We start from the raw sequence: 19,658 nt of genomic DNA on the forward strand, positions 1-19,658 counted from the left end.
GGACGGTATATATAAAACGGCGGGTCGAAGCCAACGGCGTGGTTATTCACATTGTTGAATCAAAAAAGCCAGCGCTACGGGCTAATGGCGCTCTTATGGAATAGGCACAACAACTTCCTGAACGAGCCGAACCGGGCCGAGCAGGCCGGAGGGAAGCCGCGTGCGATCCCGGCTCACTGCTCGATCAACCGATAGAAGCCCGCACCGTTGGTCGGGTTCAGATCAAACGGCGGGGTATCGCCGCCGGGCACATCGGACCAACCGCCCTCCGTCAAACTGGTTCGCACCTGCACCTTGAAGCCACTACCCACCCACGAAAAGGAGATATCGCCACCACTGATGCCGTGCTCCAGCAAGGGCGGATCCACCACACCGCCGCCGACCAACCGCGCCTGATAATTGAGTTGCGGACGCGTATCGGGCGGCCCTTCCACTCCACCTTCGGACATGGTGACGTGGGCGCGGCGAATGCTGTTTTTCCCAGCGGCGCTGTTCAGGCGCAGGAAGACATAGTGCCCGGCACCGACGCCACCGGCATATTGCGCGTTCAGGTAGTCGGTCAAGGTGATACCGTCTGCGGTGATGGTTCCGAACGCGGTGCTGTCGGTCAACACGCTGGCCTGGATAAGCGTCGCATCGGTCGCGTCGAGCGCGTTGGTCTGGCCATAGTAGTCGGTGCCCAACACGGAGGAGTCGCCACGTGCCCCGAGGCCGTAGAGATCGGTGTTCCGAAGGGTTCCATCCTTGTCGAAATAGTCGAACGAGAACGCAGCATTGACGAACGGATCTTCCGCGTTTCCGAGATCCGGAAGCTGGAAGACAAACACCGTTGCCCGGTCTACCCACGGATCCGATCCCCCCGTTCCAACCAACGAAGAGGTGGTTCCGTTGATGACGGTTCCGTCTTCCTTGATGCTGGCGTCGGCGGTTTCGCCATAGAGCGCGCCGCTGATCATCGAGATCTCCGCAACGGTCAACGTTCCGCTGCCGGTGAAGACCACGTTGGCGCCCAATGCGTTGAGTTCGGCCGCCGTATGCGTGCCGGCGGCCACGGCGACTCCACCGAACTCCAAACCGGAGACCGTCCACGCATAGATTCCGAGATCGACGGATGCGGTTGCCGAGTCGGCCACCGTCAACGTGGCCCCTGTCAGCCAATTGCCCAGAATCCGAAGCTTGCCGCTGCCGAGCACTTCGATATCCGCCGAACCAACCGCCCCCGCATTTTCGAAGACGAGCGTACCGCGGTGGCTTTTCCAAACACCGGAGAACGTATTGGCGGGATTGTCGATGGTGGCGGAGTGCGTGGTGGAATCGTTCGACGCGGTGGAATAAATGGTTCCGAAGCCGTCGATGGATGCCGAAAGGCGGATACTGCGCGGCCCGGTGCTGCTCCAATATCCGGAGAGGACCGTGTAGCCTTGGTTCAAGATCGATCCCCGAAGCACATTGACGGTATTGGCCCCGGTTCCGGCCGCGAGGTTCACCGGCTTGGCACTGGTTCCGCCGGAGAGGATCAGGTTGTTGATGGTGGTGGCGGCGCCGTTTTCCTCCATACCGCGGAACTGCACTTTGCCCCCGGCCTCTACGGTCAGGGAGCCGCCCGCAAACGAAACGGTTCCGTCCGGGCTTTTCAGGTTGCCCGTATCCGGAACGACGTACGCATATTGCGCGGAGGGCGCGAGATCGTTGTCCCAAATACTCGCCGTGGTCCAGGTCTGCGCCGACCCCAGCTCGTCCATCGTCACCGTGGTTACCTCGGGCACCACTCCGCCATAGAGGATCATCTCCTTGATGTCCGTCGGGGTGGAGTTGGCGTTGCCGCCGGCATCGGCGCCGGTCATCCACCAGTAGACCATGCCCGCATCGGAACAGTCGAACCGGTCGTCCTGAAACGAAACCACGCCATCCTGTTCGGCATACTTGAGCTGATCCCAAATCCAGGCGATTCCCGGATTCTCGTGCTCATAGGCCCAGTTCCACAGCCCGGTATCGATATAGACCTTCAGCCCGACATTCTGATCGCCGATCTGATGTTCCGTCACCCCGAAATCGAGAATCTGCTGCCAGGTAAAATAGTCGCCGCTGTCGTCGTTCGCCGGGTGGTGCGACACCACGTGCACATACGGAATCTTTGCTGGATCGGCGGCCTGCAGCGCATAGCCGATCACATCCGGCTCCCCGGCTTCGATAATCCACAGCGGATCGGCGGCGCTGGAAGCGTCGATGGCCGCCGTCAGGTTGGCCACGGCCTCCGTTTGGTTGGAGCGGCAGTTGTAATAATCCGAAAGGTTTCCGAACGGCCCGAAATAGGAGATTCCTTCCCCGCACAGCGCGTCGAGCTTGGCCTGGCGGCGCAGCTCGTCGGCCTCGCTGATTAACAGGCCTTCCCCCGAACCTGGAACCAGATCGCACGAGTGTGAAAGATGGACCAACCGATCTTCCAACCCGGCGCCGTTCAGGATGCCGAACATTACGGCGGTGGCGCCGATGTCGTCCGGGTCGGCCGAATTGCCGTCGGCGACAATCGCCAGGCGGCCCGCCGGCGGGAAATAGGTTGCCGAGGTCACGTAGCGGCTCCAAAATCCGGAAACACTGTCCGCGCCGTCGACATCGAAGATCCACCAGTTTTCCGTACAGTCGGAAAAATCCACCCCGCCGTCCGGAATGACGGAATAGGTGGCGCTGAAACCAGCGGCATCGATGATGGCGTCCGCTTCCGCCCACAGGCTCTGCGCCAGCGGGTTGGGGTTCGACGCGCTGGTGGCGGAGCTTAGCCACGAGGTCGCCTCCGAAACATATTTCGGCGTGTCAGGGCCGCGGTCCGCTTTGGTTGAATAGTCGCCGAAATCCACGTTGCCGTCATCGATCTGCCGATAGGTCGTCTGCGCCTGCACATAGGCCAGGTCCGCGTCCGTGGTCTGGTCTTCGTTCCAGGAGCTGTGCTGCACCACGATCACGTTTTCCTGAACAAGCGCTTCGGACACGCCTGCGGAAAGGAGCGCCGCGACCCAGTCGGCGGTAAAGTCGGACTGTCCGGCCTCTTGCACCCAGGCTTTTCCTCCGGCTTCAAGGATGGGTTGCACCTTGTCTTTGACGCGCGTTACCGAAGCCGACCAATCGGCGCTCGCGTCCGTCCAGTTGACGTTTTCCGTTCCGAAGGCGAGTTCGAACAGGCTGGTGGAATCAATGAAGGTGCCACTCTGCTCGCCGATTGCGCCCGCCACGCAGAAATAGTCCACGCCCGCCAGATCCTCATGCGCCAGCATGCAGCCCAGCGCCGCCTGCGCCATAATATCGTCCGCATCCGGTTTGGAATCAAACTGGGCAATCAGGATGTCGGACGCCTTGTTGAACTGGGTGCGCAGCGTGCCCGAGAAGAGTTCAATCGTCCGCCAGCGCCCGCGCGACCAGGCCGTTCCGGTGCCCTCCGCGATTTCCCCGTTGGTGTGGGTGTCGGACTCGATGGCAATGGTGTCGCCGTTTTCCAGCGCGATATCGTTCCAGACATACGGGTTCGGCTCCATGTTCAGCACGGAACCTTCGCCGATATATGGATTTTGGTAGGTCGCAACAACCGAGCCGTTCACCAGCAGACGATAGGTCGATTCGCCGTCCTCCTCGGTCAGCGTGGTGATACGCACCTGATAGGTGCCGGAATCGCCGCCGAACGTGCGGGAGGCCCGCGCAAACTTTTCGCGGTCGGCCACAACCGATGCGTCGATCGCCAACGCATCATAGGTCGCATCTTCGTAATAGTCCACTTCGCCGCCCGTGATGGACGGGAAATCCGTTAGCGCGTCGTAGGTATAGTCGGCGGACGCGTCACTTCTTTCCGACTCCGGTTGGCTGAGGCTCTCGGCGGTCGCTTCGTCCACCAGCTCGTGGCGGAACATGATGCGGTTGATCCTGAAATAGCGCGAGCGGCCGGAAACCACCAGCGTATAGGTTTCCCCGGCCTTGAAATCATACACGGCAACGCGCTTGTTTGAATCGCCGCCCGGATCGAGATTGCCGTTGCCGCCGGAAGAATCCTTGCCGTTCTCCCACTTCCAGGCATCCGCCGCCCCGCCGAAATATTTGGTATCGCTCTGCAGCAACGATAGCGATGCATTGTCGCCATGGCTATCCCACGGAGCGGGGCCCGCATCGTAGTCGCCTTCAACGCGCACATAGCAATCGTTCGCCACGTCGGTGCGGCCGTCGTGCGTCTCTTTTGCGCAATGCAGGTGCAGATAATAGAGCCCGCCTTGGTTGATCTTGAATTGATATTCGAGCGGCGAGGTGGCGGGTCCGGATTCATAGGTGTTGCCGTCAAACTTTAGATAGCCCGTGCCGGAATAGCCGGACAGCGCGGTTTTTTCCTCCCAAAGATCCAGCGGCGATTCCGTATTCTCCATCTCCATGATCACCAAACCGCCCTCTTCCAGATAGACCCCCTCGGCGACCGGCGTGGTGCCGCCGGAGTCGGTTACCGAAAAATGGATTGTCAACGCTATGCCGGCCGTGCCGCTTGCGCCGCTCCCGGTGTAGGGGGTCGCCGTGAGGGAATAGCTGCCGACGGACGGGGTCCATGCATCATAGTCGCCCGAAGTATCGCCCTTCAGTGCATAGGGCTGGACGGTTTCGGTTTGCGTGTGGGTTTCCGCACCGGACAGGTTCAATACCACACTACCGACCGGATCGGGATCGGTGTTGGCCCGGATGTTCAGGTTGCGCGTCGGCAAGGAAGCCAGATCAATCGAGGTTCCATCGACCAGCGGATCGTATCCGGCCATCGGAAGATCGGTGTCCGCATTGATCAACGTCAGGCTTGTCACCGCCTGTTGGGCAAATCCGCACACCGCCATCAAACAGCACGTCAGCGTCAAAATCATTTTTCGCATCGCTTCTCCTGGATTCTCTTTTTTCATTCACGGGCTGGGTCTGCATGAAAGAATATAGCACGCCCCACACGTTCATAACTATCCCACGTCACCGCACGACTGACAAAGCAGCAGGAATTCACATTGTTGAACCATCTGCAATAAAACATTTTCCCTCTAGGTTTGTTAACGTTTCAAACATTCCGTATAAGGTTAACCATGCAGAATCGTAGTCAGTTCATAAAGGCGGTCGCGCTGGTAGCCGGCGCACCGTACACGGTTTGCGCCGGGCGGAACCGTGCGCCGGAAACCTACTATCAGCCCGGGAACTGGCTGGCCCATTCCAAGGCGCAGATTGCCAAGAAAGACCCGCGATACCTTGCCGCCTTGCAACGGTTGATTGCCCAGGCGGACGAGGCGCTGAATGCCGGGCCGTTTACCGTGATGCAGAAATCGACCACACCTGCGAGCGGCGATAAACACGATTATATGAGCCAAGGACCCTACTGGTGGCCGGACCCATCCCAACCGGATGGGCTCCCATATATCTGGCGCGACGGCGAGGTGAACCCGGAAACCCGGACGACCGCCTCGGACCAAGTGCGGAAAAGTGCCATGGTCAAGGCGGTGGATTCCCTTGCGCTGGCCTACTATTTTACGGAAGACGAGCGCTACGCAAACCATGCCGCGCGTTTACTGCGGTTCTGGTTCCTGGATCCCAAGACGCGGATGAATCCCAACCTGAATTTTGGCCAAGCAATTCCTGGAATGGATACCGGGCGCAGCATCGGAATCATCGAAAGCGTCGGCTTCCTGAAGACCGCCGATGCCGCCGTTTTGCTGCAACCTTCCAAAGCGTGGAAACCCGTTGACCATGGCGGCCTGAAAGCGTGGTACCGCGAATACCTCCAGTGGCTCCTGGAAAGCCCGCACGGCAGAAAGGAAGGCCAGGCAACCAACAACCACGGCACCTGGTACGATGTGCAGGTCGCCTGCTTTGCCCTGTTCTGCGGCGACCGGGCAACGGCGAAAACGGTGCTGGAAAAAGCCGGGCAGGTACGCATCGCCAGCCAGATCGATGAAGAAGGCAAGCAGGAAGAAGAGTTGCGGCGCACCAAATCGTTTTCATACAGCATCATGAACCTAAAGGCCTTGTATGCCCTCGCACGCCTCGGGGAATCCGCCGGAATCGACCTCTGGAAATTGGGCGAAGGCGACCGCCCCTACCTGCAGGCTGCATTCGAGTTCCTGGCGCCCTACACCAACAAAGACCTCGAGTGGCCCTATAGACAGATCAGCACCGTGAAAAGCGCCTCCATGTATCCGCTCATCAGCCAGGCCTACATCAACTACCGGAAACCGGAATACCGCGACCTGCTCAAGCACCTATCGGAAGAAGACCTCTCCCAGCCGGAACTGTTGCTGTTCCCCGTTCCGTAGCGCGGATATCCGATCCACGTTTCCGCTTCCCGACATCCGCAAGAATCTTTTGACAGGATAACCGGATGGTCAGGATCGATGGGCAGTTGCTTTCGTGTCTTGAACGCAGTGAAGCAGGGAAATGCTGGGCTTCGATTCAATATGACGAATTAGGCGGCCTGACCATTTGTCCTTTCAATAATCCTTGATTCTAAGATTCATCGGCTGACCCCTTTTTGACCGAATCCGGCCTCATGGGTGCTTCCAACGGAGCGGGGGCTTTCCTGCCCCCGTCGGGCACAGGAATTTCCCTGTTCCCGTACAAGACAGGAATCGGCACCGTACCGCAGGCGGCCCGCCTGCCCCGCCGAACGGGCAACCACCGCGCGCCCCCAAAAGCCGCTCGCGCTCTTTTGCATCTACCCGGGCACTCCGACCCTTTTTCACAAAGATCAAAGGACCGACCCCTTTTTAGGCACTCGTCAACCAAAATGACGATTTAGGCGGCCTGACCCCTTTTCTTCCCGGAAGCAAACATTCCATAGCCATTATTTTTAAACAGTTCCGGCAACGTCGTCGTGCGGTCACGAAACTCATCCGTAAACACCTTCTCACTATAAAACGCGTAATGCCCCGACTTAAACGGCTCCATGCCGATAAGCAGTGCATTACGGCTCGGCGAACACCCGGGCGCGGAACAGTGCGCATTGCTGAAATTGACGCCCTTCCGCGCCAGGCGATCCATATTCGGCGTCTGCGCCGCCGGATGCCCCCCCAGAAAACCGGTCCAGTCGTTCATATCATCAATGGCAATAAACAGAATATTAGGCTGTTCCGCGGCACGAGCCGCACCGCCCAGTCCGACTGCCAGCATCAAGGCCATATAAATCGATTTCATATCACTACGTTCCCATTTAAGCGGTTAACCGAACAAGGTACCCTGTTTGCGGCATATCGTCCATTGCGGTTATCTCCAGTTCAGTAAAACCGGATTAACTACGAAGGCTCCAGGAACGCAAAGCAAGGTAGGGCGGCCTCGCTCGAGTGAGCCCACCTTGTCGAGGCCAACCCGGCTCACGTTGGCGAGGGCACCGCTTCAATTACAGCGAACAGTACGCACCGTCCGGCAGATAGCGGCGACGCCGTCGCGCGCACTCCAAGGCGGCTATGCCGCAAGTTATTGCTTCAGATTCAAAACAGCTGTTTCAAGCCCCGCGCCTTTGACGGTCAGCGTCAATGCGCCGGGATCGGTTCCGGTTTTAATGAGTGCCAGACAACGTCCCAGATAGGTCGGACGATTCGTGCAATTTAACCGGGAATTGACGACATCACCGTTTCCGTTGTTGAGTGCGAAAATTTCCGCATCGCCGCTGATTTCACAGGTGAGTTCTTTTTCGGAAAAGACCACCGGCCGACCTTCATCGTCCGTGAGTTGTAATTCCACCCGAACAAATCCGGCGGGTTTCAGGGACTCCGTATCTGCGGTCAGCTGTATGCGCGAGGCATCCCCTGCCGTCTTCACGGTCGATTCACACACCTCCGCGCCGGCGACCACGCCTTTGGCGGTCAGCGTTCCTTCCTCAAAGGCGATATCGCGCCATTTCATAATCCAGTTGGGCACATCCGCCAACTTTTGATTTCCAAGCCGTTTTCCGTTGAGGTACAGGTTCACCGAATCACAATTGCCGTACGTCACAGCGCTCACCGTCTCGCCGGCGGTCCGATTCCAGTTCCGGCTCAGCTTGGGGATTCCCCATGTCCCTTCAACCGTGTCGGGATTCTCCTCGTAAATGGCCAGATATACCATCGGCTCTTCCGTCCAGAAGGCTTCATACAGATAGGACTCAGGTCGTCTAAACTCAACAGCGTTGATCAGACCGCTGTTCCCGCTTGCATCTGGATAGGTTCTGGATTCACCCAGATAACCGATACCCGGCCATAGAAACACGCCCATGTTGTTATCATTTTCCAGCGCATCCAGCCAGGGACTGCGCTCTACACTGGCGAAGCGGACTTCCGGCGTACTGTTGAAGTAGCGATAGCTTTCGGTACTGAGAAAGGGTTTGCCCGGCTTTTTCTCGGCAATCATTTTGCACCACTGCTCGCCATAGTTCAGCGCGATCAAATCCATATACCGGCAGCTTTCGATGATGTCGTTCACCTTCCGCTCCACAATATTCCTGCCCTTATAATCCTTCCCGCGCTCCATGCCGGAAATAACCGGGCGGGTCGGGTCCAACGAGCGAACAAACGAAGCATAGGTCCGCAGGCCGTGTTTCTGGCCAAGCGATTCCGGCGGATGGTTTTCATTGCCGACACTCCACATGATGACCGACGGGCGGTTGCGATCCCGCAGGATCGTGGACTCAAAATTACGTTTCCACTCATCGCTGAAATGCGGATCAAAGAAAGAGACATCATAAAATGGCGAATCCTCCGCCAGGTTTGGTCGGTAGGTCTTGTCCCACTTGTCGACAAATTCATTCATCACCAGAAAACCCATTTCATCGCACAGATCCATGAATGCATCCGAAGCCGGATTGTGCGCGGTTCGAATGGCGTTGCAGCCCAGCGCCTTCATCTTTTCCAGCCGGAAGCGCCAGATGGATGCATCCGGAACCGCCGCCCCGAACGAACCCGCATCATGATGCAGACAGACGCCCTTCATCTTCAGGTTTTCCCCGTTCAGGAAAAACCCGCGCTCGGCATCAAATTCAATCGTACGAATCCCGAAAGTTGAGGGGTAGCGATCCAATACCACCTTGCCAGACTTCAGCACACTTTCCGCTCGGTAGAGGTGCGGCGTATCAACCGACCAGAGGTTCGGCTTTTTAACCGTAAGTTCCTGCCGGGCGGTCTTCTTTGCAAAACGCGAAGCCGAAACCTTGGAACGCTCAGTTGCGACCTCGCGGCCCTCCGCATCATAAATAATGGTTTCCAACACGATTTCTTTGGCCTCATCCATATTTTCAATGGTCGTCTCTATCGAAACCGTCGCCCGCTTTTTGCTCACCTCCGGCGTCGTAATGAATGTCCCCCACGTCGCTACATGAGTAGGTTCGAGAATTTTCAAATGAACATTACGATAGATCCCGGAACCTGAATACCAGCGGCAGTTGGGTTGGATGGAATTATCCACCTGGATGGCAATGACATTCTCTTTACCGCCATAATACAACAGTTCCGAGATGTCGTAAAAAAAGCTGGTGTAGCCGTCATGCTGCGTGCCGACATGATTATTGTTAATCCAGACCGCCGCGTTTTTATAGACGCCGCCAAAATGGATTTCGATATGTTTTCCGCGGTTGGCTTCCGTCATGGTGAACGTTTTGCGATACCACGCAATGCCGCCCGGCAGCCAGGCATTGCGCCCGGAGTTCGTTTCGGAAAAGGCGCTCTCAATGCTCCAGTCGTGCGGCAGCGTCACCTCCCGCCAACCGGAGTCGTCGAGCTCTGAGCTTTTATAGTCAAACCGGTCTTCCAGTTTAAATTTCCACCCGTCGTTGAACAGCGAAACCACGCGGGTATCCCCATCCGAAAACGCGGAGAAACCCAACAACACACAAACAGCTATCAATACGTACTTTTTCATTCCCATCACCCTTCATTTAAAACCCTGAAAGGCAGGGACCGCTCGCGAAGCCGTCCTACCAAACGTTTTAGTTTTCATTCATATCCGGCCCTTCAAGGCCCATCTGTAAACGCCGGTTGAAAAGTGCACCGGGCGGCGGCCCAAAAGTGTAACACTTTTTCTTTAATTACCCCGCTTCCTTGCGGGTGTCAATTGCTCCTACGGTTTCTTTGTTTTCTGCCGCTGTCCCCGGCGGCGCAATGAGTCCTGCAACCTGAAGCTTTCACCATTGGCCTCGAGGATATGGACCCGGTGGGTCAGGCGGTCGAGCAAGGCTCCGGTAAGCCGCTGGGAGCCCATCACCTCCGTCCACGATTCGAAGGGCAGGTTGGTGGTCACCACGAGGCTGGTGCGCTCGTAGGCCCGACTGACGACCTCGAAGAGCAGTTCTGCCCCCAGCTTGGAGAACGGAACGTAGCCGAGTTCATCGAGAACGAGCAGGTCGGAGCGCTCGAGTTGCTTGAAGAACCGGTCAAGCTGCCTTTCCTCCCGGCGTTCGAGCAACTGCGTGACCAGGGCGGTGACGCCGAAGAACCGCACCTTGAAGCCCATCTGGCAGGCGGCGAAGGCCAGGGCGGTGGCGAGGTGGGTTTTTCCGGTTCCGCTGTTGCCGATCAGCAGCACGTTCTCCCGCTCCTTGATAAACTCGCCATGGGCTAGTTCCCTCACCAAAGGCTGGTTGATCGAGGGCTGCTCCTCGAACCGGAAGCTGTCGAGGGTTTTCACAACGGGGAAACGGGCGGACTTGAGTCGGCGTTCGGCGGCCCGTTGTTCCCGGTCGAGGATCTCCTGTTCGATGAGCCGCAGCAAATAGGTCGAGTAATCGGCCCGTTCGGCCTGGCAGACCGAGGCCATCTTGCGGTGCTCCCGCAGGATACTCGGCAGCTTGAGCGTTTTGAGGTAGTGCTCCAGCAGTACGTGTGACGAGGTCTGTGCACTCATGCGCCCACCTCCTGTCCGAGCAGGCGATTGTAATCGGCCACATCTGCGCTGGCGACCTGCACGTGGCGTAGATGCTCGTGTCCATCCAGGTTGAACCGGGTGCATCGCCATTCCGGCCGGGGAATGAGGAACTGGGCAATGGCGTCTCGGGAGGAGGCCCCGCAACGCAGCCCCTGCTCAACGGCCCGGGCCAGTTCCTTGGGTGAATGCTTTTCGAGCAGACGCAGCACCTTGATGTACTCCCGGGTTCCTTCGCCATCGAGATCGGCCTCCAGCCTGCTGCGCAGATCCCGAAAGCAGGATGGCAGTTTCCAGTCTTCCAATGGCCGGGCGTGGTCGAGCCCGCCGGGCTTGCGTTCGAGCAGTGCGAGATAGTGCACGGGGTTGAAATGGACGCCGGCCTTGCCCCACAACCGGGGATGTTCGGCGATGCATTCATCGCCCCGGCAGACCACAATCCGGTCGATATAGCCCTTGACCACCGTTTCGTAGTGGGCGTAGCGCACGGGCACCGAATAATCGTTGCCGTCGAAACGCACGAGCGACAAGGAGCTGGCGGTGCAGGTTCGCACCCGGCAGGACTCGAACGGCACGACCGGCAGATCAATAAAACGGCCACGCTCATCGGCCAGCAACTGCCCCTTCGTTCCGTCCTTGCCCCGCAGATTACGCCCAAGCTCCTCCCGGCAACGCTCTTCAAGCATGCGGTTGAGCTCATCAAAGCTACGAACCTCCGGCACCGGAACCATGAAGTTGGAACGAGTATAGCGCACCATCGATTCGACCACGCCCTTTTCGTTACCTCGGGCCACGTTGCAGAAGTGTTCCTTGAACAGATAGTGGCTCTGGAGCTGGAGGAACCCGTCGGTGAGCTTGCGTTGGTGGCGCTTCATCACCTTGGCCACCATCACCCGCTCGTTGTCGTAGCTGATACGGCAGGGTACGCCATCGAAAAAGGTGAAGGCCCTCACATGCCCATCCCAGAAAACCTCCGTGCAGATCTTTTCGTAGGCCTGCACATAAACCGCATCCGAATACGGCAGGCTCATCACAAAAAATGCGACCTTCCGAAGCTGGCCGTTTATTTTAGCGAGGGCATAGCCGAAATCCATCTGCGCCTCGCCGGGCCGATGAGCCAGCGGAATGTAGACATCCTTCAACCGCACCCGGGCGTTGCGCACGGCATCTTTTACCTGCGTATACCCGCCGGTGTATCCTTCCTCTTTCAAGCGATCAAAAATCCGCTTGGCTGTATGCCGTTGCTTCTTCGGTAACTCCCGGTCCTGCCGGAGAATCTCTTCGATCCGGCCGAGAAACGGCCCGATCATGGGCTTCGACCTCGGCTGGGTCATCCGGTATCCAGGAGGCTTAGGATGCGCCAGAATCTTCTCCAGCGTCTTGGTGTGAATCCTGTACTCGGCCTTAACCTGTCGCTTGCTGACGCCTTCAACAAGCACCTTTCGTCTGATGTCGGTCCACCATTGCATGTCTATGTACACTCCTTTACCTCCCGGTTCCGAAACGGTTAGGCAACCACGTTGCCCGATCCGCCCGGAAATCCGGAAGTTTTAGTTGGAGTGTTACACTTTTAGACCGCCCCGCCGCCCGGTGCACTTTTCAACCGGCGTTTACAGCTGAATCCTCGAAAATTCTGCAATGTAAGATGTTCAATCATATTTTTGTGGCCAACGTTACTCATGACCCGATTGGGAATCAGACTCTGCCTTCAAAATCGGGCGTTGTCCAAGTAGGGTCGATGAGCTTGATACTCATCTAAGTCCTCTTAAAAGGACGGTTAATTCCTTAAGCTAAAGTTAGGTGCCTCCTTCGGGTCAAGGTTGCGGGCTCTCCGCACGAAGGCGGCTCCCAATGGACACTAATCGAAGGAGGCATGGATGAAGTATTACAAAACAACGACGAAATACAACTGCGGAATCGATCTGCATACACGGCAGATGTACATCTGCGTGATGGATCTGGATGGAAAGATCCTGGTTCACCGCAATATCCGGAACAACGACTTCGGCTTTTTCCTGAAGCTGGTTGAGCCGTACAAGGATGATCTGACGGTGACGTGCGAGAGCTGCTTTGTCTGCTTTGGATTGGCCGATGCCTGCGAGGATGCGGGGATCAATTTCGTGCTGGCCCATGCGTACTATGTGAAATCGATTGCGGCGAACAAGCATAAGAACGACAAGGAGGATGCCCGGGAGCTGGCCGAGTGCCTGCGGAAAAAGGGTCAGGCCGCCTAATTCGTCATTTCGGCTTTCAACTCCCATGGCAGGCCGTCTTTTGACTCCTCAACCGCCCGCACAACGGAAAGCGCCGACGCCGTCGGCGCACTCCAGGGCGGCTGCGCCGCAAAATTATTCTGCCACCAAATCATTCTGTCAAATAATCCGCCCACACCGTCCTTGCGTTTCCCAGCGCGATGCTTGACCGCCGTAGCCTTGGCGAAGGAGGTTTGCGGCGAATAACGATCCGGTGCGGCGGGCGGATCGGGTGGAATCGTTGCTGGAGGGACGCACGCCGTGCGCCCGGGCGGACAGCGTCCACCCCTCCACGAACGGCTCGGATGGAACCTCGCCCTCCAATATGTGGAGCGGGCTTTCTTGCCTGCTCATGGCCGGGCTGGACAGGATTTTGGCAGAATGATTCTCGGTGCGGACGGAGAGATTTTACAGGACGATTTATAACAGGACTATTTCCGGTGCGGACGGAGAGGTTTTACAGGACGATTAGCGACAGGACTATTTTCGGTGCGGATGAAGAGGTTTTACAGGACTATTAATGACAGGACTATTTCCGGTGCGGACGCAGGGGAAAATAGTGTTCATTCGCGGTTAAGCAAATGATCCTGTCATTCCATTATCCTGTCTTGTGAATTTTGCGCGCAATTGCTGCTCAATTGTGTGGCCATCACAACGCCTGCGATGCCTTGCTGGAGGGGCGGACGGCGTCCGCCCCTCCATGAAATACCCTTGCGGCGGCTCGCAGGTTAAATGTTCTAGAGTTCCCCTTCCGCATGCCGTCGCTCCAGCTCCTGTCGGACGCGGGCGGCGCGCTCGGGCGTGATGGGGAAACGGGCAATCAGGATGATCGCAATCAAAAGCGCGACGGCGGGAACGGCGCCGTGCATGACGCGCAGGCAAAAAATCGCATACGAAGATTGCTCAACCCCTAGCGTTGCGTCGAACCCCGCCGCGTTCAGCAGGAACCCGGTCAGCAATAGACCCACGGAAATACCGATTTTCAACACATATCCATAAACCGCGCTGAACATGCCTTCGCGCCGTGTACCGTGTTCGAGTTCATCCTCGTCGCAGATGTCGGCCACCATGGACGAGGTCAGGATCCAAAGGCAGGCGAGACCGGGCGACATCATGGCCAGGCTGAGCAGCTGTAGATACGGCGCGTCCGGGGTGTAGGTGAAATATTTACTGGCCGCGCCGCACATGGCGATCCCCAGCCCGGCCATCAGCACCCGTTTCTTGCCAAACCGGGAAGCGAACCAACTGATGATTGGTGATGCGATGATGCCCCCCATCAGGTGGTAGGTGCTCCCCGCGATACCGAGCATGGTGGAGGCGGCCTTTTTGTCGCCCTCGAAAATGTAGTAGATGTTGATGTAGATCCCCATCTGGGTGACCATGAACAATCCGAGGCAGCAAAGCACCAGCGCCAGCATCAGCAAACCGAAGGCGCGGTTCCGGAACGTGGTGGCCAGACTATCGAACAGGCGAAGCTTCCCCTGCGCGGCGACCTCGCGCGCAAACCGCTCCTTGCAGAATAGGGCAGGAACAACCGTCGTCAGGATGATCACGCCCGCGATAAACAACGAAACGCTGCGCATGCCGTCGAGCGTATCCGTAAAACAGTCCAACTGGGTGAACTTGAATTGCCATTGGATCAACAGCCCGGCAATGGCCGCGAACGCAAACTTGAACGCCATAATGCGCGTGCGCTCGTTATAGCTCGGACTCAGCTCGTAACCGAGCGCGTTGAATGGCACCGAAAAAACGGAGTATAACGTGTAGAAAGCCAGACTGGCGCCGAGAAACCAGAGAAAATAGCCCGTTTGCGTACTGACGAACGGGAAACGCCACAAAAGAATAAACAGCAATCCGCCGCCGATGCCCCCGACCAGCATGTAGGGCCGCCGCCGACCGAACCGCGTGCGCGTGTTATCGGAGATCGATCCCATGACCGGATCGGTGAACGCATCCCAGAGGCGCGAGATAAAGATCGCTACGCTGATCAGAACCGGATTGATCCCGAGGTGAATGTTCAGCACCTGGTTGGCCATGTTGTTGACCGCGTTCTGCATCAGCGTGTCGCCTACGCCGCCCACGCCAAACGCCGTCTTGCGCCAAACCGAAACCGCTTTATCCTGCTTTTGAGTCATGAAACCCCAATTCCGCAACACCCATTTCCGGAAACATTATCGACCGTAAAAACGCGAAGAAACAAAGATGCGGAACAAGCCTGTCCAACGCCCTTGCCTCCGTGCGGGAACCTTCTCCGGCATGAAAGTCAACTCATCCGCATACTCGTCGAAAAGCGCAAGGAATTCACGTGTGTTTTCGGGAAAGTTTTCCGAGAGGTTGCGGGACTCTCCGGAATCGTTGGCAAGGTTATGGATTTCGATCGGGGCATTCGAACCAATGAAATTCCACCGCCTCACCGCGCGGCTATGTTTTTTGAACCGTTAAGGCGGAAGGCAACGGTTTGATGATCCGCCGAGGATGTACCCACCATGACATGGTAGTCGCCCGGCTCCAGCGTCGGCTTCATATTCATGCCGGTAAAGGTCAGCATTTCCGGCGTAATTGTGAAGGCGACGCTTTGAGTTTCCCCAGGCTGCAATTCAATCTTCCGGAATCCCTTGAGCTCCTTGTCGGGACGGGTTACGGAGCCGATGACATCCTTCACATACAGCTGCACCGTTTCCTTGGCGGCATAGTTTCCGGTGTTGGTTACATCGACGCCTACCGTCAAACGACTGTTCGAATCCATCTCGGTTCCGGAGATTTCCGGTTCGCCGTATTTAAACGTGGAATAGCTCAAGCCATGGCCAAACTCGAACAATGGCCCCTTCTTGGAAAAGAGATAGTCCTTTTTATAGTTGATCTCTTTCTGGCTGTAATGGAAGGGAAGCTGGCCGATCGTGCGCGGCACGGTTACCGGAAGCTTGCCCGACGGGGAATAGGCTCCGTAGACCATGTTGGCGACGATCTCCTCCCCGAACTCGCTCAAGTCCCAGCAATCGAGAATGGCGTCGGCCTGCTCCGCAATCACATTGATCGAAAGCGTGCGGCGATGCTTCAACACAACGACAACAGGCTTGCCCAACGCTTTGATCCGTTTGACCAGTTCATCCTGGCAGCCCACGGGATCGATGCTGTTCCGGTCGCCGAGCCCCGCTTTGAAATAGGCCTCCTTGGCGGTATATTCATCTCCCCCGAGAAACAGTATGGAGAGGTCGGCATCCCTGGCCTGATTCACCATTTTTTCGATAATGCCATCGTCCACCTCAACAAGCTTCGGAATACCGGACTGTTCGTCGGTCAGGCAGAACCCCTTCATGGAGGAGAAGGTCACGCCGGGGCCGGCCGCTTTTTCAAACTGCTTTTCGGCTTCCTGGTCCAGCAACGGACCCAGCAACGCAATTTTTTTATGCTTCGCCCCATTCAGGGGCAGCAGCTGCTTTTTGTTTTTCAGCAGAATGATCGACTCCCGGTCCATGCGCCGGGCCAATTCGAGCGCGGCGGGCTTGCGGACTTCTTTCCCGACCTCATTGAGATCAACGTACGGATTCTCAAAGAGGCCGAGAATAAACTTCGTCCGAAGGACATGACCGACCGAACGGTCGATGAACGGCATGAGTCCCGGATCCTGATTCGCCATCTTCGTTAAATGCACATAGGCCAGGTCGCTGTATAAATCAATTTCCATTCCGGCCCTCAACGCCATTTCAACGGCGGCTTCGTGCGATTCGGCCACTTTCATGAAATCGTGCAGACGCGCAATGTCGTTGGAGTCGGAAACGATATAGCCCTTGAAGCCCCACTGGTTGCGGAGCACCTCGGTCAACAGCCATGGATTCGCATGGCTTGCCACGCCGTTCAGATCGCCGTGCGAAGCCATGATACCCAACGCATGGCCGCGCTGAACGGCCCCTTTGAATGGCGGAAAGATTTCATCGATGAGCGTCCGGTCGGAAATCTCGATGGCCGCAAAGTTGGACCCGCCGAGCACCTGCCCATAGCCCGCGAAATGCTTGGTCACCGCACCGATATGCGTCGTGTTCCATCCGGTTCCGCCATAGCCGCCCTGCACGCCCGTTACGGCGGCAACGATCATTTCGGTGGTCAAATAGGTATCTTCTCCGAGCGCCTCGCTCATACGGCCGAAGCGTGGATCGCGAACAATGTCCGCCTCCGGAGAATGGCACATGTGCATGCCGCGCAGGCGGGCCTCGCGCCCGATCACATCCCAAACGCTACGGGTTAGCTCCACATCCCAGGCCGCCGCCATGTTGATCGGCCGCCCGAACCGGGTGCAGCCCTCCGCATCGACCCCGTTATAGGATTCGGTAACGAACAGTGCCGGAATATTCAGACGGCTCTTTTCAACGATGTATCGCTGCAGCTCGTTGTTCAACTTGGCCGCGCGCAAGGGCGAAATCTCTTCCCCCGGATTCTTGATCCCCGCAATCCCGTGTTCCAGACGCCCAACCACATCCTCCGACAACACCATTTGGTCGTCGTCGGAAAATTCGATGCCCTTGTTTGCATGGAAGATCCGCATCTGGGCCACCTTTTCCTCCAGCGTCATCCGCGACAGCAAATCCTCGACGCGCTGATCAACGGGAAGTTTCGCATCCCGATACGGGAGCGATTCCTTCGCAAGGATCGCCAACGGCATGATCATGCAAACCCCCAGCACCCACTTAAACCGATCAACTGTCATAAAAAAAACCTCCAAACATCATCTGACTTCCAAAGCAATACGCCCTGTCACGGGCTCGTCCAAAATCCATCGGTCGCCCACCTTCGTCGCCTTCACCGGATCCTTCCGCTGAAAGACCCCCGTCGAGCCTTCGACTGCAGGCAGCTCCAGCCGCGCCCGGACGCCGTCCGGCACCGCGATTCCAATCCGAAACTTTTTGGCGCATTCCCACGTCACCCATACCGGGCCGCGCGGAGTCGGCACCTTGCCGGTCGCTTCCGAAAGGTTTCCGCACATGGGGCGGATGCGAACGGTGTTCCAGCCGGGTTCGAACGGCTGGACGCCCAGCACGTGGCGTGGCAACAGGTTGGCGGGCGCGGCGCCCCACGCATGGTTCCAATCCTGGTTCGGCTTATATTTCAGATCCCACGCTTCCCAACTGATCGTTGCACCGCTTTCAACCATATGCCTCCAGCTGCGATCGCCCTCGGCGGCGATCAGTTCCAATGCCGCGGCATCCGCACCGTTTTCAAAAAGCGCATCGAGAAAATATTGAGCGCCGTAGACCGAGCACCCCATGCCCTTGCCCGCTAGCCATTGCACGATTCCATCGCGCGCGCCATCGGGAACCAACCCGAACGCCAGCGGGAAAAAGTTGGCGTGCATGGCGGAATGATCCGTGCCGATGCCGTCGATGTAGAGCCCGGTCTTGGGATCGAGCAGCTTTTCATTAAACGTTCCGAGCGTGGTCTTCCACATGGCGCGGAACAAAAGTGCGTCGTTTTCCCGGCCGACCGCTTCGGCCAGCCCTGCCATCAATTCGAGCGAGCGCAAATGGAATGCATTGACGACCGTATTGACCGGGGTCATCACATATGCATCGCGCTCCATAGGCGGCCAGTCGACGATATCGTATTTATTGATCTGCCCTTTGTCGCTGACGATCAAGCCGTCGGGCCCGATCCGTTTCAGCAACAGCTTGCCCTTGAGCGCCTCGTAGCGCGGGGCGAGCCAGTCGGCATCGCCCGTGTGCATCCAGTCGGCATGGGCCATGAAGATCATATGCGGCCCCCACTCCGTCGGCCAGGTTCCGTTGATCATTAAATGGTCGTAGGTATCGCGCGCCATCTGGATGTCGGTATCGGTCGTATAGTGGCTGAGCTGATTAAGGTAGGCGTCGGCCTCGTAGGGAATGCGCTCGCGGTCGCCATCCACATAGAGCCCGGCAAAGGTGGTGGCCTTAATGGAATAGCGGCAGAATTCCCAGATGCGGTTGAGCATTTCGTCCGAACATTCAAACATGGCCGCATCATCGTCCCACGTTGAAGCGAACGCCGCTTGGCGAACAATCTGTTCAGGAAGAAGTTCCCCAGACCAGCCCTCGACCTCCAGCCAACGGAACGGCAGCACGACGCCCCACTCCGGCGGTGTCAGGATTGCCGCCGGATTCGCGCGGATCACGCTGACCTGGGAAGTATTGCGTTCGTCCGGTGGCGGCGCGGCGACCACGGGTGCTTTTCCTCTCAGCGCGACCGTGGTCTTGTTGTAACGAACCGTGCCCTCCGGCGTGCGGTTAACCCGGCCCTCGACAAAATCCTCGCCGAAATGAACGATCACTTCGCCGCGTGCCCCGTCGGGTGGAAGTAGCCGGACATTGCCGAACGCCACCTTTCCAAAATCGACAATATAAACTCCGGACGCATCCTTCGTGATCTCCACTGGCTTTTCATCCACCAGATGCACCGGCGCGGCATGAACCGCAACGCCAAGCAACAGCGCGGCGCCCAACCCCGCACATCCTATTCTTCTTCCTAAAAACATGCGGATAAAAATACAGCGGCCGGACTCCC

The 19,658-nt window shown here is 57.5% G+C and carries 11 protein-coding genes; 2 read left to right on the forward strand and 9 right to left on the reverse strand.

The features are described 5' to 3' along the window. Positions 1–173: 173 nt before the first annotated feature. Positions 174–4,886 carry a hypothetical protein gene (locus E9954_RS32900; protein ID WP_187357969.1) on the reverse strand — a complete coding sequence of 1,571 codons (4,713 nt, stop codon included), beginning with the start codon at positions 4,884–4,886 and terminating at the stop codon, positions 174–176. A 198-nt stretch (positions 4,887–5,084) separates the two neighbouring features. Here E9954_RS32900 and E9954_RS25880 point away from each other — a divergent pair, with 198 nt between their 5' ends. Further along, complete coding sequence (locus E9954_RS25880; protein ID WP_136082202.1) at positions 5,085–6,305, forward strand: alginate lyase family protein; 1,221 nt, start codon at positions 5,085–5,087, stop codon at positions 6,303–6,305. Positions 6,306–6,783: 478 nt separating this feature from the next. Here the strand turns inward: E9954_RS25880 and E9954_RS25885 are convergent, their stop codons facing one another. The 4 genes from E9954_RS25885 to istA form a co-directional block, all read right to left on the reverse strand. Further along, entirely contained in the window at positions 6,784–7,167 is a 384-nt protein-coding gene (locus E9954_RS25885; RefSeq protein WP_136083041.1) for a sulfatase-like hydrolase/transferase, read from the reverse strand. A 294-nt stretch (positions 7,168–7,461) separates the two neighbouring features. After that, on the reverse strand, positions 7,462–9,876 hold the full coding sequence (locus E9954_RS25890) for a glycoside hydrolase family 2 TIM barrel-domain containing protein (RefSeq protein ID WP_168442607.1): 2,415 nt from the start codon (positions 9,874–9,876) through the stop codon (positions 7,462–7,464). A 198-nt stretch (positions 9,877–10,074) separates the two neighbouring features. Further along, on the reverse strand, positions 10,075–10,857 hold the full coding sequence (gene istB, locus E9954_RS25895; protein ID WP_136082204.1) for an IS21-like element helper ATPase IstB: 783 nt from the start codon (positions 10,855–10,857) through the stop codon (positions 10,075–10,077). Further along, positions 10,854–12,344, reverse strand: coding sequence for an IS21 family transposase (gene istA, locus E9954_RS25900; RefSeq protein WP_136082205.1), 1,491 nt, complete (start codon positions 12,342–12,344; stop codon positions 10,854–10,856). Before istA ends, istB begins: the two co-directional genes overlap by 4 nt. A gap of 408 nt (positions 12,345–12,752) precedes the next feature. Between istA and E9954_RS25905 the strand changes: the two genes are divergently transcribed. Then, positions 12,753–13,109, forward strand: a complete 357-nt coding sequence (locus tag E9954_RS25905; RefSeq protein ID WP_136082206.1) for an IS110 family transposase — start codon at positions 12,753–12,755, stop codon at positions 13,107–13,109. Here E9954_RS25905 and E9954_RS32780 read toward each other — a convergent pair. The 4 genes from E9954_RS32780 to E9954_RS25920 all read right to left on the reverse strand — a co-directional run bounded on the left by E9954_RS32780 (position 13,106) and on the right by E9954_RS25920 (position 19,596). Then, positions 13,106–13,243: a hypothetical protein gene (locus E9954_RS32780; protein WP_168442608.1), complete on the reverse strand. Its 138-nt coding sequence runs from the start codon at positions 13,241–13,243 to the stop codon at positions 13,106–13,108. The genes E9954_RS25905 and E9954_RS32780 overlap by 4 nt on opposite strands. 621 nt (positions 13,244–13,864) lie before the next feature. Next, a complete protein-coding gene (locus tag E9954_RS25910; RefSeq protein ID WP_136082207.1) occupies positions 13,865–15,262 on the reverse strand; it encodes an MFS transporter in 1,398 nt (465 codons plus the stop codon). A 275-nt stretch (positions 15,263–15,537) separates the two neighbouring features. Next, positions 15,538–17,829: a glycoside hydrolase family 3 N-terminal domain-containing protein gene (locus tag E9954_RS25915; RefSeq protein ID WP_222847322.1), complete on the reverse strand. Its 2,292-nt coding sequence runs from the start codon at positions 17,827–17,829 to the stop codon at positions 15,538–15,540. A gap of 18 nt (positions 17,830–17,847) precedes the next feature. Then, complete coding sequence (locus tag E9954_RS25920) at positions 17,848–19,596, reverse strand: alpha-L-rhamnosidase-related protein (protein WP_222847323.1); 1,749 nt, start codon at positions 19,594–19,596, stop codon at positions 17,848–17,850. Positions 19,597–19,658: the final 62 nt, after the last annotated feature.

It is taken from the genome of Pontiella desulfatans, assembly GCF_900890425.1.
Lineage (GTDB): Bacteria > Verrucomicrobiota > Kiritimatiellia > Kiritimatiellales > Pontiellaceae > Pontiella > Pontiella desulfatans.

Bases quoted from the DNA above. Each gene is read 5' to 3' on its own strand.
- E9954_RS32900 (WP_187357969.1), bottom strand. From the start codon at position 4,886: ATGCGAAAAATGATTTTGACGCTGACGTGCTGTTTGATGGCGGTGTGC.
- E9954_RS25880 (WP_136082202.1), top strand. From the start codon at position 5,085: ATGCAGAATCGTAGTCAGTTCATAAAGGCGGTCGCGCTGGTAGCCGGC.
- E9954_RS25885 (WP_136083041.1), bottom strand. From the start codon at position 7,167: ATGGCCTTGATGCTGGCAGTCGGACTGGGCGGTGCGGCTCGTGCCGCG.
- E9954_RS25890 (WP_168442607.1), bottom strand. From the start codon at position 9,876: ATGAAAAAGTACGTATTGATAGCTGTTTGTGTGTTGTTGGGTTTCTCC.
- istB (WP_136082204.1), bottom strand. From the start codon at position 10,857: ATGAGTGCACAGACCTCGTCACACGTACTGCTGGAGCACTACCTCAAA.
- istA (WP_136082205.1), bottom strand. From the start codon at position 12,344: ATGCAATGGTGGACCGACATCAGACGAAAGGTGCTTGTTGAAGGCGTC.
- E9954_RS25905 (WP_136082206.1), top strand. From the start codon at position 12,753: ATGAAGTATTACAAAACAACGACGAAATACAACTGCGGAATCGATCTG.
- E9954_RS32780 (WP_168442608.1), bottom strand. From the start codon at position 13,243: ATGATTTGGTGGCAGAATAATTTTGCGGCGCAGCCGCCCTGGAGTGCG.
- E9954_RS25910 (WP_136082207.1), bottom strand. From the start codon at position 15,262: ATGACTCAAAAGCAGGATAAAGCGGTTTCGGTTTGGCGCAAGACGGCG.
- E9954_RS25915 (WP_222847322.1), bottom strand. From the start codon at position 17,829: ATGACAGTTGATCGGTTTAAGTGGGTGCTGGGGGTTTGCATGATCATG.